Here is a 17269-nt window from a genome sequence, read left to right on the forward strand (position 1 = left end):
CGACGAGCTGTACGATCTCGAGACCGATCCGTTCGAGCTACGCAATCTGAACCGGAGCCGGTCCCACGCGCGCGTACGCGAGAAGCTCCGCCGGGAGCTGGGGCGGCTCGTGGTCGAGGCGCTGGGCATCTAGCCGGGCGCCTCTCGACACGCTGCTCGTGACCGCAAACGCAGGATCCGACGGAGCTCGTGGGAGGCGATGCAAGGGCCACCGGAGTCGAATCGATCGATGAAGGGCAAGCGCTCCTCCGGACCGCGCAGCCCCGCCGCCAGCCCGGAGGCGGGATCCCGCTTGCTCGACGAGGAGGCGGACGCCATGGCCGATGCCATTGTTCGGACGCTTCAGCCGAAGCCGGCATCCTGATCACTGCCGACGAGAGCCGAAGAGCGCCAAAGCGACCTTCAACGATTTTCCTTGTTGGTGCCGCCCAGCCGCACGGAGCGGAGGCCGAAGTAGTGGGCGACGCTCCAGTTCTCCCAATAGGCGGGGTCCTGGCGGAGCTCGAAATAGCTGATGTACAACTGCGGCCGGGCCGGTAGCGGTTCCACCACCGCGTCTTGCTCGGCGCGCGCCTGCGCGGCCTCGAGCGATCGCCACCGGTCCCGCATCGCCTTGCTGTAGACAGGCGCGGTCCGATGCAGGTCTCCGAGCGCTTTCCACGTGTTGCCGGTCAGAAGCATGGCGACGACGAAGATCACGGCGGCCACCCGGCACATCAGCGGCCGCACGCCCAGGCGTGGATGTTCCCGCATGGCGATCAGCCGGGCCAGCATCACGAGGACCCAAAACCACCCCGCGAGGAAGACCAGATAGATGCCGTTCCGCGTGCGGGCGGGCATGTTGATACCGATCGCCCAACTCCCCGCCGCGTAGGCCGCGACGAGGGCCACGACCCACGTCAGCGCGACGATCACCACGTCTCGTGCGGTGCCGTCGCGCCCGGGCCGGAGCCCGGTCAGGGCCTGCGGCGCCAACATCAGCAGCAACGCCGTGCCCATCAGCAGCCGGATATCGAGCACCCAAGATATGACGTCCCGGATGCCTTGCGTGACCGTCAACCGGAGCGCGACGTCGAGCTTTCCCGCGAGCCGGAACTCGGCTCGGCGCACGGCGTTGCCCGGGGCGAGATACACGACCAGGAACCCGACGAGCGCGGCCACCACACAGACCGCCCAGATCCAGCGGCGCGGATCGCGTGCGAGCCACGCTCGGAGCGCCCCGCCGACGAGGACGATGCACACCAGCAGGCCGAAGAGCTCGTGGAACCCGGTGGCCAGCACCGTCAGCAGGCTCAATCCTGCGCCGATGGCGACCGAGCCGTGCATCGTCGGCGCCGGCTGCCGAAGGAGGCCGGCCAGCAGCAGCAGCGATACGCTGAGCCCGGCGAACGTGCTGTCGCCGCCGGTCAGCCAATAGATACTCTCTCCCGGGTGAGGCATTCCCGCCCAGTAGAGCGCGAGCGCGGCGGCGGTCAAGGCGAGGCGCTGGCCGCGGGCGGTACCGATCCCCGCGGCCAGCAGGAGCAGGTAGAGCCCACCGGCGAGCAGCGCGGGGTTGATCATCAACAGCAGCGGATAGAGCCGCACGAGGTCGAACGACGACGTCAGGAAGTAGTCCAGGCCGGTCGAGGCCCAACGACCGGTCCAGGTGAAGTACTCGAGGATCGTGGCGGAGACGACACCCTGCGTGCGGCCCTTGTAGGCGCGGGCAAAGTCGTCGGCCAAGGGGTGAGCGTAAAAGAACAACGTCGAGGCCACCACGAGCACGGCGGCGATGCCAGACATGCAGAGCCACTTCTCCCCGCGAAGGGCTCGGGCGTCGAGGTCCACGAGGCCGAAGGGGCGCGTAGCAGGCGCCTCCCGGCCCGAGACACCGGTGTCAGCCATGCTGGCTACTGCGAACGAAGTCGCGGTGAATTCAATATTCCCAGCCGATTGCCGGCAGCAAGCATACAGCCAGGCGAAGCAGCGCGTCTCTCTTTTTGCCGTCGAGTCCGCGCGAGCTTTGGCGATGTCGCCAATGGCATACACCGGACCGCCTGCGTTCCGTCTGCGTGTAACATTCTGCGCAAATCCACGTCCGGGAGCACGAACGATAGGGGGTCAGGGGTCCCCGGGGCGTCTACGGCCGGATGTTCTGGTTGAGACGGAACAGGTTCGTCGGGTCGTAGGTCCGCTTGAGCGCGCGCAGCCGCTCGTACTTTCTGTCCCCGTACGCGGCCCGCACTCGGTCCTGCCCCTCCTCGCCCAGGAAGTTCACGTAGACACGGCCGGTGGAGTACGGGCGGATCACCTCCCAGAAATTCCGGGTCCACGCCATGCAGGCCGGCGCCCGCTCGGGGTCGGACCAGACCGCGTCGATGTTCACCGCGTGCCCGGCCCGCCGGTCCTCGAACGCCGAGGCTTCGGGATCTTCCCTCGCGACGGCCCCGCCGAGATGGAAGATGATCGTGTACGACTCCGGGGTGGCCGCACGCCAGGCGTGCTCGGCCAGCGTCGCGATCAGCGGGTCGCTGAGCGCCGCCACGTACTCCGACTTCCAGTAATACCCGCGCCCGTGCGGCACCCCGGGGTCGAGCAGGGCCTGGTGCCCGACGTACGGCGCCGGGCGGATCGTGTCGGCCAGCGGCGGGCCGATCCGGCGCAGTCCAGCGATCGCGTGCTCGCCCTCGTCGAGCGAGCCGGCGTAGCACACGCCGATGATCACGACGGGCTGCCCGTGGACCGACGCCGGCAGGAACGGGGCGGCCGGGGCCGTGGTCAGCACGACAATGGTCATCAGCTCGTCGGGGGCCGTCGCCACCCACTCCCGGTAGGAGGCGAGCACCTCGCGCGCCCTGGCGGCAGGGTAGAGGGACACGCCGGCGAGGACGGTCGGGCCGACCGGATGCAGGCGATACTCGAACGACGTCACCACGCCGAAGTTGCCGCCGCCGCCGCGAAGACCCCAGAAGAGGTCGGGGTGCTCGTCGGCGCTGGCACGCAGGAACTCCCCGTCCGCGGTGACCACGTCCGCCGAGAGCAGGTTGTCGATGGTGAGCCCGTAGCGGCGCATGAGCCAGCCCAGGCCCCCGCCGAGGGTGAGACCTCCGATCCCGGTGTGGGTCACGATGCCGCCCGGAGTGGCGAGGCCGAAGGCCTGGGTTTCGCGGTCGACCTCGCCCCAGAGCAGCCCAGGCTGCGCCTGCGCGGTCCGCGTGACGGGATCGACCCGGAGGCCCTTCATCGGGGATAGGTCGATGACGATGCCGCCGTCGCACGTCGCGGTGCCGCCCACGTTGTGGCCGCCGCCGCGCACGGCGACAACCAGCTGCCGCTCGCGGGCGAACCGCACGGCGGCCCGGACGTCGGCGACGCCGGTGCAGCGCGCGACGAGCGCGGGTCGTCGTCCGCTTCGACTTCCGCGGCGCGCCGGCCACCATGCGGTGCTCGCGGACGTGGTGGCTCCTCCTCGCCCGGTCGGAGGTCGATCTCTGTCTGAAGGACCCCGGCTTCCCGGTCGACGTCGTCGTGACCGCGGATCTGAAGACGCTCACCCGGGTGTGGATGGGCGACGTCCCCCTGGCCGCAGCGCTCCGTGCCGGCTCGATCTGGCTCGAAGGGTCACCGTCCCTCGTCCGCGGCTTCCCGACCTGGCTCCGGCTGAGCAGCTTCGCCCGCGTCGAGCGGGTCGCGACCCCGGCCGCCGTGCGGTGAACGCGGTTGGATCTCACCCTTGCCGACCAGCTGCCCAGCGGGAGTCCGCCAACGTAATGCTCGCCAACGTGATGCTCAACGAGGCGTGGCCGTAGCCCAGTTAGACTCCGCGATAGCGCTTCGAATCCCAAATGATTACGGAATACTGCCATCGCCACGCGCTCGGGGCACCCGCACGGAAGGGAACTGATGCTGATGCGGTCTGACACGCTCGGATATTGGCGGGGATAACGCGGGCGCTTCACGGAGGGCGCCAGGTTCCTGCGGAAGTCCCCGGCCAATCAGCCTCCCACGGCCCGTGTGACTGGCTACTGATCCCCTTTTGGCTGTATAGTCCGTGCCGGGCAGCCTGAACGGGCCGCTTGCCCACCGCTCCGAAAAGAGAATAATCGCCAGCGGCGCCGCGAGATCTGCGGGGCCGTTCCAGAGAGAGGGACCGCCATGGGTGCGTCAGGCACTCCGATCGAACTCCGTTTTGAAGCACCAGGGCCAGGAACCTGGAAGCAAGACGCTGTGCACCTCCCGCGCCCGATGACGCGCTACTTCCAGGAGACGCATCCCCCCTCTTTCAAGACGGGCACTAACGACTTCGCCCGCTTCTACGGGATGCTCATCGACGGCCTCCAGATCGCCTACGTCAACGGCTTCGGCTACAACCAGATGCTGCCGGCTCCGGACGCCGAAGTCCCGGAGCGCTACCAGCGCGCTGAACAAGTCTTCGCGCAGAAGCTCTGGCGGGAGCAGCTTCGCGAGTGGGACGAGAATTGCAAGCCGTCCTCCATTGCCAGGCACCGGGAGCTGCAGGCGGTCAGTCCGGACGCTCTTTCCGACGCGGAGCTGGTCGACTACCTGACGCGCTGCCGCGACCACCATTCGGCCATGATCACCCAGCACATGCGCTTCACGGCCGGTGCCGTGCTCCCGACGGGAGACTTCCTCGCGCACGTTGGGGACTGGACGGGCCTGCCGCCGTCCGAGCTGCTGGGCTTGATGCGCGGTTCGGCAGTGGTGTCTGCGGGGGGCTCCGACCAGATGGAGCGCCTGAAGCGGGCGTTCGCCCAGGACCCCGCTGCGCGTGAGGTCCTAGCATCCGACGGCGATCCCGCACAGGTGCTCGCGGGCCTCCGTGGGCTCGGGGACGAAGCCGGCGCGGCGGTGTCCGGCTACCTCGACTTGGTCGGCAACCGCCTCATCGACGGCTTCGACATCGCCGAGCCCTCGGCGCTCGAAATGCCGGACGCGCTCCTCAGAGCCATCCGCATCGCCGTGTCCGCAGAAGCCAGGGGGTCCTCGGACGTCGACGCCCGCATTGCTGAAGTCCGCGCCCAGGTCCCCGCGGCGCACCAGGCCGAGTTCGACGAGCTGCTCGGCGAGGCCCGCCTCACCTACCGTCTCCGCGACGAGCGTGGCGTGTACAGTGACATCTGGGCGTCGGGCCTCATGCGGCGCGCCGCCCTTGCGGCGGGCCGGCGGGTCGCGAGCCGCGGCCGCATCGCCACTCCCCAGCAGATGCTGGACGCCCGCCTCGACGAGATGTGCGCGCTCGTCGCCGGCACCGGTGGCCCGTCTGCGGACGAGCTGGCCGAGCGCGCCGAATACCGCACGACCTACACCGCCAAAGACGTCCCGCCGTTGCTTGGCCCGCCCGAGCCGCCCCCCCTCGACCTCGCCACCCTGCCCCCATCGGCCGGTCGCCTCATGCGCGCGACCTTCATCGCCTTGGGCCACCTCTTCGGCAGCTCCGAGGCGCAGAACGAGGAGAGGGTTCTCTACGGGCTGGCGGCGAGCAAGGGCGTCTACGAAGGGCCCGCGCGCCGCGTCTCCGGCCCCTCCGAGTTCGGCCGGATCGGCAAGGGCGACGTGCTGGTCACCGAGTCGACGACCGAGGCCTTCAACATCCTGCTCCCGCTCCTCGGCGGGATCGTCACCGACAACGGCGGCCTCCTTTCGCATGCGGCGATCGTCTCGCGCGAGTACGGCATCCCCGGCGTCGTCGGGACCCGCGAGGCGACGGAACGCATCGCCGACGGCGTCCTGGTCCGCGTCGACGGGGACGCGGGCGAGGTCACGGTGCTCGGGTGAAAAAGGTCGTCTCCCTCGCGAAGGCGCGCGAGACATCGCTCTACGGGTCGAAGGCCGTGGGGCTCGGCGACGCCGCGCGCCAGGGCCTCCCGGTCCCGCCCGGCGTGGCCCTTTCGGGCGACTTGGTCGAGTCCGTTGCCTCGGGGGAGAGCAAGGCGATTGAACAGGTGGCGAAGGCGATCGCCGCCCTGCCGCCCCCGTTCGCCGTCCGGTCGTCAGCCGTCGACGAAGACGGCGCGGCGGCGAGCTTCGCCGGCCAGCACCTCAGCGTGCTCAACGTCCATTCGGCGGCTGATGTTCCCGGCGCCGTCCGCGAGGTCTGGTGGTCTGCGAACTCGGACTCGGCCATCACCTACCGCCAGCGTGTCGGCCTGTTCACCCGGCCGAGCGTCGGCGTCGTCGTCCAGACGCTCCTCAACCCCACCGTCGCCGGGGTCATGTTCACCGAACACCCGGTCACCGGCGCCGATGAGCGCCTGATCGAAGCGAGTTGGGGCCTCGGTGAAGCCGTGGTTGCCGGCCTCGTCGTCCCGGACCACTTCCGCCTCGACCGCTCCGGCCAAGTGCTGGAGCGCAAGGTCGGGCGCAAGCGCATCGCGATCCGCTCGCTCCCGAACGGGGGGACCTTCGAGCAGCACCTGCCACCCGCGCAGGTGAACCAGCTCTGCCTCGGCGACGCCGAGCTCGCGGCCTTGGGCGAGCTCGCCCTGCACTGCGAGAAGGTCTACGGCCCACGGCGTGACATCGAATGGGCGTTCCAGGATGGAGCGCTCTACCTCCTCCAGTGCCGTGCCGTCACCACCGGAAAGGCGCACAGCCAGGCACCACCGCCCGGCCCGCCTCCGCGCAACCCCGTGGCCGCCCTCCGGCGCGTCCAGCTCTTCGCCGACATGGACCGGAGGCAGGTCGAGCAAATCGCCCGTCTGCTCAAGGAACGTCCCTTCAAGAAGGGCGAGACCGTCATCATGGAGGGCTCCGGGGGCGCCGCCTTCTTCCTCATTGACTCCGGGGAGGCCACGGTCTCGCGCAAAGGCGTCGATCTCGCCACCCTGGGACCGGGTGATTACTTCGGCGAGATCGCCCTGATCGACGGTGGTCCCCGCTCGGCCACGGTAACCGCGGCGACCGACCTGATTTGCTACGGGCTCACGTTCTGGGAGTTTCGCCCGCTGGTCGAACGGAACGGCGCCACCGGATGGAAGCTCCTGCAGGCGCTAGCGAAGCGGTTGCGCGCCGCCGACCCGACCTAAGCAGCGAACCTTCAGCCTCGTCGACGAACCGACCGGCAAGCCCGGACACAAGGGTTGGCAGTCAGATGACACCCACCTCGAAGTTGAGCCGAGTCGATTTCGGTGATTGCGGGCCCCCGCAACCATGAAGGACGAGGGGGTTAGCGGACGACGGCCAGGATCTGAGTCATTCTGAGAAGGAATCACGATTCCTGCGATTGGGCCGCGCCGTGACGGGCCGCGTGCTCATCGTCGCCTATACCGTGAGGAGGCGAGACGATGACGAGAGCATCCGTATCATCAGCGCGCGCCGGGCGAGCCGCAAAGAGCGTGCGGCCTACGCGGCGGCGTCGGGGGATTGACTTCTCGGAGATTCCAGAGGCCTCTGCGGCGCAGCTCCGGGCGATGCGTCGGGTAGGACGGCCACCGTTGGGCGCCGAGCCCCGGCGACTGATCGCGATTCGGATCGACCCGGCGGTTCTCGCTGCGGTCCGCCGGGAAGCGAAGCGACGAAGATTGGGCTACCAATCGCTTATCAACGACTTGCTGGCAAAGCATGTCGCACGAGTGCGTACCGCCTGAGATCTAACTATAACCAGCTCGGTCGGTGGGCTGCGTCTGAGGAGGGACGGCCATGGCCGATGTTCCCGAAACTCGCTACGCCAAGAGCGGCGACACCCACATCGCCTATCAGGTGATCGGCAGCGGACCGCTGGACGTCGTCTGGGTGCCGGGCTTCGTGTCGCACGTGGAGGCTCAGTGGCAGAACCCGGCGCAGGCGCGCATGATGCGCCGGCTCGCCTCGTTCTCGCGCCTGATCGTCTTTGACAAGCCTGGGACCGGGATGTCTGATCGCTTCGAGGCCATTCCGACGCTCGTTTGGTCGCTAGCCATCGCCATATCGACATCGTCCCGGCGACGCCATTCGGCACGCCCCACACCGATGTCGTGCCGCCGAGATGTCCGTGGATTGTCCCGCCAGCGCGCCTTCCAATTCTTAACTTCGGCGCTAAAATCTTGCAAACCCGTGGAAGGGGGGCCGACGATGGAAGAGGTGAGGAAGGGGAGATGATCGAGCGGGCCGGTTGTCCAGGGGTGGCGGCGGGTCTCGAGGTCGAGAAGCCGACTCCGAACCTCGGGGCCGCTGATTGATACTGTCGGTTCTCGATCTCGCTCCCATCCTTCAGGGCGGCACGCCGGCGGAGGCCTTCCGCCACTCGCTGCGGCTGGCGCAGCACGCGGAGCAGCTGGGCTACCGGCGGTTCTGGCTGGCCGAGCATCACAACATGCCCGGGATCGGCAGCGCGGCCACCTCCGTGCTCATCGGCCACGTGGGGGCCGGCACCTCGCGCATCCGGATCGGCGCCGGGGGCATCATGCTGCCGAACCATGCGCCGCTGCAGGTGGCCGAGCAGTTTGGCACGCTGGAGGCGCTGTTCCCCGGGCGCATCGATCTCGGCCTGGGGCGCGCCCCGGGCACGGACCAGGCCGCCGCGTTCGCCCTGCGGCGCACACTGCGCGTCGATCCCAACAACTTCCCCAACGACGTGCTCGAGGTGATGGAGTTCCTGGCCGACCCGCGACCGGGGCAGGCCGTGCACGCGGTGCCCGGCGCCGGCCTGCGGGTGCCCATCTGGATTCTCGGGTCCAGCACGTTCGGCGCCGAGGTGGCCGCGGCGCTGGGTCTGCCGTTCGCCTTCGCCTCGCACTTCGCGCCCGCGATGCTCCTCGAGGCGATCGGCATCTATCGGGAGCGCTTCCGGCCCTCGGCCCAGCTGGCCGCTCCGTACGTGATGCTGGGGGTGAACGTGGTGGCGGCGGACACCGAGGACGAGGCGCGGTTCCTGGCCTCGTCGGGGCGCCAGTCGTTCGCCGCCCTGCGCTCCGGTCGGCCGATCCAGCTGCCGCCGCCGTCGAAGGAGTGGGAGCGCGACCTGCGCGATGCCGGCGATCCGCTCCGGCGGTCGCGCGTCTCGTTCGTCGGCGCGCCGGGCACCGTGGCCGCGGAGATGCGCGAGTTCGTGGAGCGCACGCAGGCCGACGAGCTGATGGTCGTGTCGCACATCTACGATCAGCCGGCCCGCCTGCGGTCCTACGAGATCGCCGCGGCCGCGATGACCGAGTCGCCGAGCGGCCGGCCCTCCTGATCAACCGTGCTGTCGCGCTTCGAACTCGGCGAACTCGCCCATGAAGGGCGCGGCGATGTCCGCGTTGACCTTGCAGTCCAGAAGGATGGGGCCGTCCGGCTTGCCCAGCACCGGTCCGAGCGCGCGCAGGTCGTCCAGGCTGCGGATCGTGTACGCCTGAAACCCGAACGCCTCCGCCACCGCCGCGAACTCCACGTCCGGAAACACCGACTTGCCGACGGGGAGCTTGCGCAGGGCCAGGAAGTGCAGCTCGGCCCCGTACGCGCAGTCGTTCATCAGCACGACGATCAGCGGGATGTCTTCCCGGCTCACCGTCTCCAGCTCGCTCATGGTCATGAGGAAGCCGCCGTCCCCGATCACCAGCACGGTGGGGACACGCGGGCGTCCCTTCGCCACGCCGAGCGCCGTGCCGAAGCCGAGCCCGATCGACGCGAACTCGCTCGTCATCTTCAGATGGCCGGGCGTGGGCACGGTGAGGTAGGGCAGGATGCCGAGGAAGTTTCCCGCGTCATAGACGACGTTGCGCTCCCGGGGCAACAGCCGGTCGAGCTCGACTCCGAGCGCCCGGGGATCCACGGTGCGGGGGGTGTGCGCCGCCTCGAAGTCCCGGGCGATGTCGAAGCCGGCGATGGTGGCCAGGTTCTCGGCAGTGTGAAAGGGCTTCTCGGAGCTGCGCCGGGCTGGCAGCGCGGCCAGCAGCTGCTCGGCCACCCGCCGGGCGTCGCCCACCACCGCCACGTCCGCCGTGGTCCACCGTCCGATGTGGGCGCGCACGGTATCGACCTGGATGATGGGGACCGGAGGCACGGAGGCCCCGAAGCTCATGGTGAGGAAGTTGAGCCCGGCGCCGAACACCAGCACGCAATCGGCCTGGTCCATCATGCGCCGTCCCATCGTGTGGGAGAACGATCCGAGAATGCCCAGGTTGTACGGATGGCCGTGGAACATGTCCTTGCCGCGGGCCGAGGTCATCAGCAGGGCGCCGATCTTCTCCGCCAGGTCCTGCAACGCCTCCTTCGCCCCCGCTCGATGAGCGCCGAGGCCGGCCACGATGACGGGACTCCGGCTCCGGCTCAGGAGCGCCGCGGCGGAGTCGATGGACTGCTGGCGGGCGGCCGCCGGCTCGCCGGCCGGGATGAGCCGCGCGGCGGCCGGCCCCCAGACCTCCACGTTCGCCATCTGGACGTTGGTGGGCAGGAGCAGCGCCGCCAGCGCTCCACGACTGGCGGCGGCCACCGCGTCGGCCAGGGTCTGGCGCGCGGTCGCCGCGCTGGCGGCCGTGAAGCAGGTGAGTCCCGCGGCCCCCAGGACGGCCTGCGCGTTGAAGCCCTTGTAGTCGGGGCCGATGCCGTTGACGGCGCCGCCCCCGACGGCGGCGTCGCCGTAGATCACCAGCACGCGCGAGCCCATGCGGCTGGCCGCCACGGCGGCGTGGAGCCCGTTCGCCGTCGCCGGCCCACGACCGATGACGGCCACGCCCAGCTCGCCGGTAGCGTAGGCATAGCCCTCGGCCATGGCGATGGCGTTGTTCTCGTGCCGCGCGCCGACGAACTTGACGCCGAGCCCGTCGAGGGTGACGGCGAAGACGGCCGTGTCGTCGCTGATGAGCCCGAACACGGTGCGCACGCCGAGCGCGTGGATGTCCTCGGCCAGGATCTGGAACACCGGCGCGATCCGACTGTCGTTCATCTTGGTCATGGGGAGCCCTCAGCCGTCGAGCGCCGCGACGGCTTCGATCTCGATGAGTGCGTCGGGGATGGCGAGGTTTCCGATCTGCACCAGCGTGCTGGCGGGCGGATTGGGCCCGAAGAACTCCGAGCGCACCTCGCCGTACGGCTCGCGATACCGGATGTCGGTGACGAAGACGGTGACCTTCACCACGTCGTCCATCTTGCCGCCGCCCGCCTCCACGATCATCTTGATCTGCTCGAAGATGCGGCGCGTCTGCGCCTTGATGTCGCCCTTGCCGAGGAGGTTGCCATCCTTGTCGAACGGCAGCTGGCCCGCGACGTAGATGTGGTTGCCCACGCGCCAGCCGAGCGTGTAGCGCGGGCGCTGATCCTTCATGCCGGGCGGAGCGATCGGAATGCGGGCCATGACGAGTCTCCTTTGTTGGGGGAAGCCGAGGGTCCCGACCCGCGCCGAGTCTAGCACCGGGCTGGCCTCGCCTCCACGCGACTGACGGTAGCATCCTGCAAATCCAGCCCCCGCACCACGAAGAACGAGGGTTGGCGGCCGATCAGCCGCTGACCCCTTTCGTTCGCCCGGACTTCACCCAGGAGACGGTTCGCCGGCGTGGGCGCCGCGCGGACGGCCGGTCCTACTACGTTGGACTCGGGGTCATCTCCGTCGGCGGCCGCCGCCTAATACCAGCCGAGATTGGCGACCGTCTTCGCGAAGAATGGCGCGATCTCCCCCAATCGCTCGAGTCCGGGGAAGTCGAATTCGAAGGCGGGTGCTCGGCAGAATATTGGCTTGACACGCCGGTTTGTCCGCGCCGTAGATGGGGGGCGACACGAGAACCCGCGGTCGGAGGCCAGTGCTGAGACTGCGTGTTCCGTCAACCCAGGGCCTTTATCCGGTCTACGCACACGCCACCGACAGCGATCCCCCGGGGTTTCGGCTCGAGGACTGCTCGACCCAGCGCAACCTGACCGAGGCAGGCCGCGAGCAGGCGCGGAAGATCGGCGAGGTCTTCCGCGCACGGGAAGTTCCTATCGCGCACGTGCCTTCCAGTCCAGTGTGCCGCTGCCTCGATACCGCCCGGCTCGCGTTCGGCCGCGCCGAGCCCTGGTGGCCGCTTCTCGGCGGACCGCGCGCGCCCGACCAGATTGCCGCACGCGTCCGCCAGATCCACGAGGTCCTCGGGACGGTGCCGGTCGGGGGTAACTTGATCCTCGTGACCCACTTCGTCACCGTTCAAGACGCCACCGGTGAACGGCCCCAGGAGGGCGAGCTGGTAGTCTTCACGCCGCGTGGCCACAGTCGATTCACCGCGGCCGGTTTGCTCGCTCCGGGAGGACTCCTATGCGATCCGCGCTTGCGCTCCTGCTGATGCGGCTCGTGCTCGGCCCAGCGGTCGCGCTCGCCCATCACGGCTGGACCGGCTACGACTCGAGGGAGGTGCTCACTCTCACGGGTACGATTCGCGCGGCGGGCTACGAGTACCCCCACGGGTTCGCCAAGCTCGAGACGCCGGGCAAGATGTGGCTCGTCGTCGTGCTGGCGCCGCCCTCGCGGGTGGAGAATCGCGGCCTGTTTGCCGCGGACCGCAATCAATAGGCTGGGGCGCTCATTGGTTCAGCCGCTCAGCGACCTGCTCCAGCCGGCCGCTCAAAGTGTTAACATCTTCCGGACGTATCCAACATCTGATCTGGCATGAACACTGCCCTCGATGAGAGGAGCGTTATTTGTAATGGGACCACGGCTCGTCGGGGTGATCAGTTTTGCTGTCGCTGCGTTGGGGCTCTTCCCAGCCAGCCACGCTTCTGACACGTGCGCCACGGAAGTGAGAGACGCACAGAGCGCGCTCGCGAGAGCCTTGAGAGGAAAACGGGACATAGAGCCGTCCCGGCTAGGTGAGGCGGAGGAACTTGTCCGTCATGCTGAGGCGGCGTGCCAACAAGGCGACGTGATCATGGCGAGCCGGAAGGCACAGGATGCTCTCGGCGTCCTGAATCGTCCGCCTGAATCCTGGAAAGGCCCAGGAGCCAGCGTGCCGCCATCCACAAGAACACCGGGCGCCGCGGGTCCGAGTGAACCAATGTTCATCGGCCCGACGGGCAAGACACAGACTGGAGAGTTCGGCGCCTCAGCTTGGATTGCGCCCACCACTCCGGTCGGTAGCGAGGTGGCGCGCGGGCAGCAAGGCGGGACTCCCGCGGTGGGATTCAGCTTCACCTGGGGTGGTCCGGCTCGTCGGTCCGAGTCAATCCAAGGTCCGTGATTGGGTTGCGGAGTTGCTCGGCGCTGGCCCAGTTCGCGAACGAGGCGGGCGTTGCCAAGGCGGTCGAGGCGCTCAGGCAGGCAACGCTTGGTGCCAGCCCCCGCAACCGTGCACGACCAGGAGTTATCCTCGCTATTGCCTGCTCGAGACCATCCGACAATACGGTCTCGAGAAGCTCGGCGATTCTCCCGACAGCGAGGTGGTGCGCGCTCGTCATCGCGACTTCTGTCTTCATTTCGCGGAGCACGCCGAAGAACGATTGCAGGGCCACGACCAAGTCGGTTGGCTGAATCGTCTGGAGACCGACCAGCCACTTCGAAGATAGCGTGGCTCGTTTTGGCCGGAGCAGACCCGTCACTTCCTGGACTCGTAGCCTTTCTGGATGGCGGAGCGCTTGTCGGGACTGTTGACGCTGCCTGGCGGGGCCAGTCGGTCTTTGAAGGTCTCGACCAGACCGGAGCTCGCCTTGGCGCTGCCGAGCCCCTCGCCGATGGCCACGTAGGTGCCGAGGTTCTCTTCCCAGTTGGTGACGCCACGATCGCGCGCCAGATCGCCGAGCTTCTTCTGGTAGGCGTCGAAGGGCCCGCCCGACTTCGCGTAGGCCTCGGTCGCGATCCGGACGTCGTCGAAGTACGCAGTGTCGCCGGGGCTCGAGGAGGCGGAGCTGCTCGCGGAGGAGTCCGACGAGCTCTTCGAGCTGTCCGACGAGCTCTTCGAGCTGTCCGACGAGCTCCTGGAGCTGTCCGAGAGCGAGCAGCCGAGCGGACCCAGCAGCACGGCCAGCAACAGCAGGAGACTCACCGGTTGCCAGCGCCGCCGCACGAAGAAATGTGTCAAGTCGCCGCTCCTCCGGGGGTGGCGATGCCGCCGAGGACTATAGCGGCAATGGCGCGACAACGCAAACACGCCCGTGTGCGCCGACGCGCCAGGGACCGCCGTGCGCTCCTGCCCGCGATGCCAGCGAAGGAGATCGCGGCATTCCTCCGCTCCACGCCGGTGTTCACCGGCCTTCCCGCGCGCGAGATCGACTCCATCGCCTCGGTCGTCGATGACGGTCTGTTCACGCGCTTTCCGAAGCCGGACGTGGTGGTGGGTCAGCATGTCATGGTCGGACCGGCGACCGCGTGGTCAGGCGCGGCCAGCCCAACCCAGTATCCACTGCATTCACGCCCCGCAGCGCGAAGGAACGCACAGTCGAGCCTTCGGATCTCGAATTCGACGAGTGCGATCAGGTCGTTTAGCATGGTGGAACCTCGGGTCCCGGAGGCCACGCGGCCAGCGAGCGGGACCCGAGACCGGCCACAGTGAACCACAGTGAACCGGCAACCCGGAGGTCGCCGATGCAGCGCTCCACCGGAGCGATGGTTGTCGCGGCAGCATTCGTCCTCGCCGCCTGCGGATCCACGACGTTGACGGATGTCTGGAAGGCTCCCGACACCGCGCGTCTGCAATTCAAGAAGGTCTTGGTGGTGGCCATCAGCACGGACATCACCTGGCGCCGGACCATCGAGGACGAACTGGTCCGCCGGATACGGGATGTGCAGGCGGTGGCTTCCTACCAATTCTTCGCCGACGGCGAGCCCAGGGAGTGGGAAGCCGCCCGCGAGCGGCTGAAGGCGGCCGGCTTCGACGGGCTGATCACCTTCCGGCTGGCCGGCGTCGACAAGCAGCAGACCTATGTGCCGCCCGTCTATGCGAGCCGGGGGGTCGGAGGGTACTGGGGGTACGCCTGGCCGGCCGTCTACACCCCGGGATACACCGTGACGGATACGCTGGTTCAGGTGGAGACGCTCGTCTACGAGATCGGCGGCGACAAGCTCGTCTGGGCCAGCCGGAGCCGGAGCTTCAATCCGGCCAACGCCAAGGACCTGGTCAACGAGGTGGTGGACGCCGTGCGTGACGAGATGAAGAAGCAGGGGCTCATCGGCTAGCGATAACCATGCACGATGGCCGCTAACCCCTTTCGTTTACCCAGCCGGCCGTGACGACCCAACCCTGCCGCCAACCGGTTCTGCGGGTTGATTCAGCGCAGTCCCAATTGCTGCATACATTCGAGGTCGAGTTCGTTGGCGCGAACATGTGTTCCGAGAACATAGTCAGCCAATGGGAACACGACATTGAAATTCTTGTTCCGGTGTTTGTGATGCAGCCAGTGATAACGGGCCAGAAACTTATAGACGGGCCAGGTGCTGAACCGCCGTTGCTCCGGCTTGTGCATCTCGAGGTGAATCTTGTTCCACGCCCAGTGGTGAAAACACATCGCGGCCACGAAGGCGGCTGCCCCCTGCCAGGACGCCAGGGCAATCACAGCAGCAAAGGGGAGGGCCTTCAGTGGCGCCTTGTGCAGAGTCAGACGTATCTCCTTGTCTTCACCAACCGGCACCGGCTCATCACTGAATGTCTCGGAATAGTGTCGATGATGTACGAGAGCGTGAGCCTCGAAGATGCGGTTATAAGCGGTGGTATGCCGACTGAGGAAGTTCCTTCGGTGCATCAACTTGCTGTGGACCTGGTGCTCGATGAAGGACACCAGAATACACGAGATAAGAAACCACCCTATCATCTGCAAAACGATCATCACATCTCCGAAGACAAACCGCCCATCGCACCAGCCGAAGCGCGGCACTCTCGAACACCGGCACGCCGACCGCCATGAACTCGTCTGGGCCGGCGGCGACGGGTGTCCAGGTGCCACATGCAGGGAAGCGGCTTCGGTAAAGGGCGGGCAGTGTTTCCAGTGAGGTTCGCGGCGCGGTAGGACCCTCCCTTGTCCCACCGCGCGCTCCGGACTAAGGCAGGATGAGTATCCTCTTAAGAGCCACCCGACACAAGGAGTTCCGTGCCACAGGGTCTCCGGTTCGGGAATCCGGAGGGTTTCATTGGCCGTGTAGCATTCTGCGAATCCAGCCCCCCGATCGCCATGCCGACACCATCCCGGCGACGCCATGCGGCATGAACCGCATCGAGAGCACGAGGAGCGCTCCGAACACCGGATCGACGAGATCACGGGACACCATGCCGGCGATGTCGGGCCAGAACTGGAGGAACAGTCCCCCGACCACCGCGCCCCAGACCGATGCCATGCCACCGAACACCGAGCCTACTAGAAAGAGGATCGAGAGCCAGTACGTGAAGCTGTCGGGCGCGACGAAGTCGAGAAGCAGCGCGGCGAGCGCGCCGGCGACGCCCGCGTACGCCGCTCCCACCCCGAAGGTCAGGGCGGTATAGCGCGCAACGTCGATGCCGGCAGCCTGGCTGGCGATGGGATGGTCGCGCATGGCGCGGATCGCGCGGCCGATGCGGCCGGCGACCAGGTTGTGGGTCATCCAGAGCAGGATCACGAGGATGCCGAGCGTCACGAAATACCACCATTGATCGGAGGTCACCGGCAGGCGCAGCGGAGCGCTGGGCCGATCCAGGTACACCCCCTGCGCGCCGCCCGTCCACGGGCTCACATAGCTGCACTTGAGCATCTGCGGCAGCGCTAGGGCCAGGGCGAACGTCGCGAGGGCGAGGTAGAAGCCGGCGAGCCGCGTCAATGCACGTCCGAAGAGGTACCCGGTGATCAGGGTCACCAGTCCCGCCATGAAGATCCCCGCGTACGCGGACACATCCCAGTGCCGCATCAGCACTGCGAGGGTATACGCGCCCAGCCCGTAGAACGCGCCGTGCCCGAGCGAGATCAGCCCGGCCTGTCCGGCAATCAGGTTGAGGCCGAGGATGGCGATCGCGTTCGTCGCTGCGAAGGCGAGCTGGTAGGTTCGGAAGCCCCACAGGAAGAACGGGAGCGCGAGCGCGCACACGGCGAGCACGAGCACGGCGAAGCGGCGAGGGCCCATGGCACGGGCACCGGCATCTCGCGCCGGCCTTGTGATCATGATGGCTGGCCGCGAGGATAGCACGCCCGCGACAGTCGCCCGGTGGCTTCAGGATGCTGCGGCTACGAGGACGAGCACGTCAAGCGGTGGCTGCCCACTAGGCCCAATTGCCACCTGGGAGAGCCTTGCCATCCCAGCTCTGATCGGCGACAATCCCCGCCTGCTGGCGCCCGAGTCTCACCGAGTAACACACTCGCAGGAGAGTGGACACATGGACCGCGCGACCGTCGATCAGCTATTGACCACGACGAGGACGGTCCGGAAGCGTCTGGACCTGAGGCGGCCGGTCGA

The 17269-nt window shown here is 67.9% G+C and carries 18 protein-coding genes and 1 pseudogene; 10 read left to right on the top strand and 9 right to left on the bottom strand.

The window, feature by feature from the left end:
- The first annotated feature begins 229 nt into the window (after nt 1–229).
- Complete coding sequence (locus tag VKN16_07570; GenBank protein HME94056.1) at nt 230–364, top strand: hypothetical protein; 135 nt, start codon at nt 230–232, stop codon at nt 362–364.
- Between the two features lie 38 nt (nt 365–402).
- Here the strand turns inward: VKN16_07570 and VKN16_07575 are convergent, their stop codons facing one another.
- From VKN16_07575 to VKN16_07585, 3 genes and pseudogenes are all read right to left on the bottom strand, one after another.
- Nucleotides 403–1887 carry a DUF6056 family protein gene (locus VKN16_07575; protein HME94057.1) on the bottom strand — a complete coding sequence of 495 codons (1485 nt, stop codon included), beginning with the start codon at nt 1885–1887 and terminating at the stop codon, nt 403–405.
- A 235-nt stretch (nt 1888–2122) separates the two neighbouring features.
- Complete coding sequence (locus tag VKN16_07580) at nt 2123–2779, bottom strand: BBE domain-containing protein (protein HME94058.1); 657 nt, start codon at nt 2777–2779, stop codon at nt 2123–2125.
- A gap of 210 nt (nt 2780–2989) precedes the next feature.
- A pseudogene (locus VKN16_07585) lies at nt 2990–3370 on the bottom strand (FAD-dependent oxidoreductase).
- A 50-nt stretch (nt 3371–3420) separates the two neighbouring features.
- On the opposite strand from VKN16_07585, the gene VKN16_07590 reads away from it, so the two are divergent.
- The 6 genes from VKN16_07590 to VKN16_07615 all read left to right on the top strand — a co-directional run bounded on the left by VKN16_07590 (nt 3421) and on the right by VKN16_07615 (nt 9154).
- The gene (locus tag VKN16_07590) at nt 3421–3696 is read left to right on the top strand and encodes a hypothetical protein (protein HME94059.1); all 276 of its coding nucleotides are present in this window, start codon (nt 3421–3423) and stop codon (nt 3694–3696) included.
- Nucleotides 3697–4227: 531 nt separating this feature from the next.
- Nucleotides 4228–5778 carry a PEP-utilizing enzyme gene (locus VKN16_07595; protein HME94060.1) on the top strand — a complete coding sequence of 517 codons (1551 nt, stop codon included), beginning with the start codon at nt 4228–4230 and terminating at the stop codon, nt 5776–5778.
- Nucleotides 5775–7028, top strand: coding sequence for a PEP/pyruvate-binding domain-containing protein (locus tag VKN16_07600; GenBank protein HME94061.1), 1254 nt, complete (start codon nt 5775–5777; stop codon nt 7026–7028). Before VKN16_07595 ends, VKN16_07600 begins: the two co-directional genes overlap by 4 nt.
- Nucleotides 7029–7189: 161 nt before the next feature.
- The gene (locus VKN16_07605; protein HME94062.1) at nt 7190–7369 is read left to right on the top strand and encodes a BrnT family toxin; all 180 of its coding nucleotides are present in this window, start codon (nt 7190–7192) and stop codon (nt 7367–7369) included.
- 272 nt (nt 7370–7641) lie between these two features.
- On the top strand, nt 7642–8079 hold the full coding sequence (locus tag VKN16_07610; GenBank protein HME94063.1) for an alpha/beta hydrolase: 438 nt from the start codon (nt 7642–7644) through the stop codon (nt 8077–8079).
- Between the two features lie 76 nt (nt 8080–8155).
- Nucleotides 8156–9154: an LLM class flavin-dependent oxidoreductase gene (locus VKN16_07615; protein HME94064.1), complete on the top strand. Its 999-nt coding sequence runs from the start codon at nt 8156–8158 to the stop codon at nt 9152–9154.
- Here VKN16_07615 and VKN16_07620 read toward each other — a convergent pair whose 3' ends face one another.
- Together VKN16_07620 and VKN16_07625 are read right to left on the bottom strand one after the other, a co-directional pair.
- Complete coding sequence (locus VKN16_07620; protein ID HME94065.1) at nt 9155–10852, bottom strand: thiamine pyrophosphate-binding protein; 1698 nt, start codon at nt 10850–10852, stop codon at nt 9155–9157.
- Nucleotides 10853–10861: 9 nt separating this feature from the next.
- The gene (locus tag VKN16_07625; GenBank protein ID HME94066.1) at nt 10862–11251 is read right to left on the bottom strand and encodes a RidA family protein; all 390 of its coding nucleotides are present in this window, start codon (nt 11249–11251) and stop codon (nt 10862–10864) included.
- A 442-nt stretch (nt 11252–11693) separates the two neighbouring features.
- Between VKN16_07625 and VKN16_07630 the strand changes: the two genes are divergently transcribed.
- Nucleotides 11694–12209, top strand: coding sequence for a histidine phosphatase family protein (locus tag VKN16_07630; protein ID HME94067.1), 516 nt, complete (start codon nt 11694–11696; stop codon nt 12207–12209).
- A complete protein-coding gene (locus tag VKN16_07635) occupies nt 12182–12436 on the top strand; it encodes a hypothetical protein (protein ID HME94068.1) in 255 nt (84 codons plus the stop codon). The genes VKN16_07630 and VKN16_07635 overlap by 28 nt, the downstream gene beginning before the upstream one ends.
- 614 nt (nt 12437–13050) lie before the next feature.
- Here VKN16_07635 and VKN16_07640 read toward each other — a convergent pair.
- Nucleotides 13051–13458 (bottom strand): hypothetical protein, encoded by a 408-nt coding sequence (locus tag VKN16_07640; protein HME94069.1) that lies wholly within the window; start codon nt 13456–13458, stop codon nt 13051–13053.
- Nucleotides 13455–13937, bottom strand: a complete 483-nt coding sequence (locus tag VKN16_07645) for a putative lipoprotein (protein ID HME94070.1) — start codon at nt 13935–13937, stop codon at nt 13455–13457. The genes VKN16_07640 and VKN16_07645 overlap by 4 nt, the downstream gene beginning before the upstream one ends.
- Before the next feature lie 503 nt (nt 13938–14440).
- Here VKN16_07645 and VKN16_07650 point away from each other — a divergent pair.
- Nucleotides 14441–15031 (top strand): hypothetical protein, encoded by a 591-nt coding sequence (locus VKN16_07650; GenBank protein ID HME94071.1) that lies wholly within the window; start codon nt 14441–14443, stop codon nt 15029–15031.
- A gap of 92 nt (nt 15032–15123) precedes the next feature.
- Here VKN16_07650 and VKN16_07655 read toward each other — a convergent pair whose 3' ends face one another.
- Nucleotides 15124–15678, bottom strand: a complete 555-nt coding sequence (locus VKN16_07655) for a hypothetical protein (protein HME94072.1) — start codon at nt 15676–15678, stop codon at nt 15124–15126.
- 298 nt (nt 15679–15976) lie between these two features.
- Nucleotides 15977–16978: a branched-chain amino acid ABC transporter permease gene (locus VKN16_07660; protein ID HME94073.1), complete on the bottom strand. Its 1002-nt coding sequence runs from the start codon at nt 16976–16978 to the stop codon at nt 15977–15979.
- Nucleotides 16979–17269 lie beyond the last annotated feature (291 nt).

Source organism: Candidatus Methylomirabilota bacterium (assembly GCA_035315345.1).
Lineage (GTDB): Bacteria > Methylomirabilota > Methylomirabilia > Rokubacteriales > CSP1-6 > CAMLFJ01.

Bases quoted from the DNA above. Each gene is read 5' to 3' on its own strand.
- VKN16_07570 (HME94056.1), top strand. From the start codon at position 230: ATGAAGGGCAAGCGCTCCTCCGGACCGCGCAGCCCCGCCGCCAGCCCG.
- VKN16_07575 (HME94057.1), bottom strand. From the start codon at position 1,887: ATGGCTGACACCGGTGTCTCGGGCCGGGAGGCGCCTGCTACGCGCCCC.
- VKN16_07580 (HME94058.1), bottom strand. From the start codon at position 2,779: ATGACCATTGTCGTGCTGACCACGGCCCCGGCCGCCCCGTTCCTGCCG.
- VKN16_07590 (HME94059.1), top strand. From the start codon at position 3,421: ATGCGGTGCTCGCGGACGTGGTGGCTCCTCCTCGCCCGGTCGGAGGTC.
- VKN16_07595 (HME94060.1), top strand. From the start codon at position 4,228: ATGACGCGCTACTTCCAGGAGACGCATCCCCCCTCTTTCAAGACGGGC.
- VKN16_07610 (HME94063.1), top strand. From the start codon at position 7,642: ATGGCCGATGTTCCCGAAACTCGCTACGCCAAGAGCGGCGACACCCAC.
- VKN16_07620 (HME94065.1), bottom strand. From the start codon at position 10,852: ATGACCAAGATGAACGACAGTCGGATCGCGCCGGTGTTCCAGATCCTG.
- VKN16_07625 (HME94066.1), bottom strand. From the start codon at position 11,251: ATGGCCCGCATTCCGATCGCTCCGCCCGGCATGAAGGATCAGCGCCCG.
- VKN16_07635 (HME94068.1), top strand. From the start codon at position 12,182: ATGCGATCCGCGCTTGCGCTCCTGCTGATGCGGCTCGTGCTCGGCCCA.
- VKN16_07650 (HME94071.1), top strand. From the start codon at position 14,441: ATGCAGCGCTCCACCGGAGCGATGGTTGTCGCGGCAGCATTCGTCCTC.
- VKN16_07655 (HME94072.1), bottom strand. From the start codon at position 15,678: ATGATCGTTTTGCAGATGATAGGGTGGTTTCTTATCTCGTGTATTCTG.
- VKN16_07660 (HME94073.1), bottom strand. From the start codon at position 16,978: ATGATCACAAGGCCGGCGCGAGATGCCGGTGCCCGTGCCATGGGCCCT.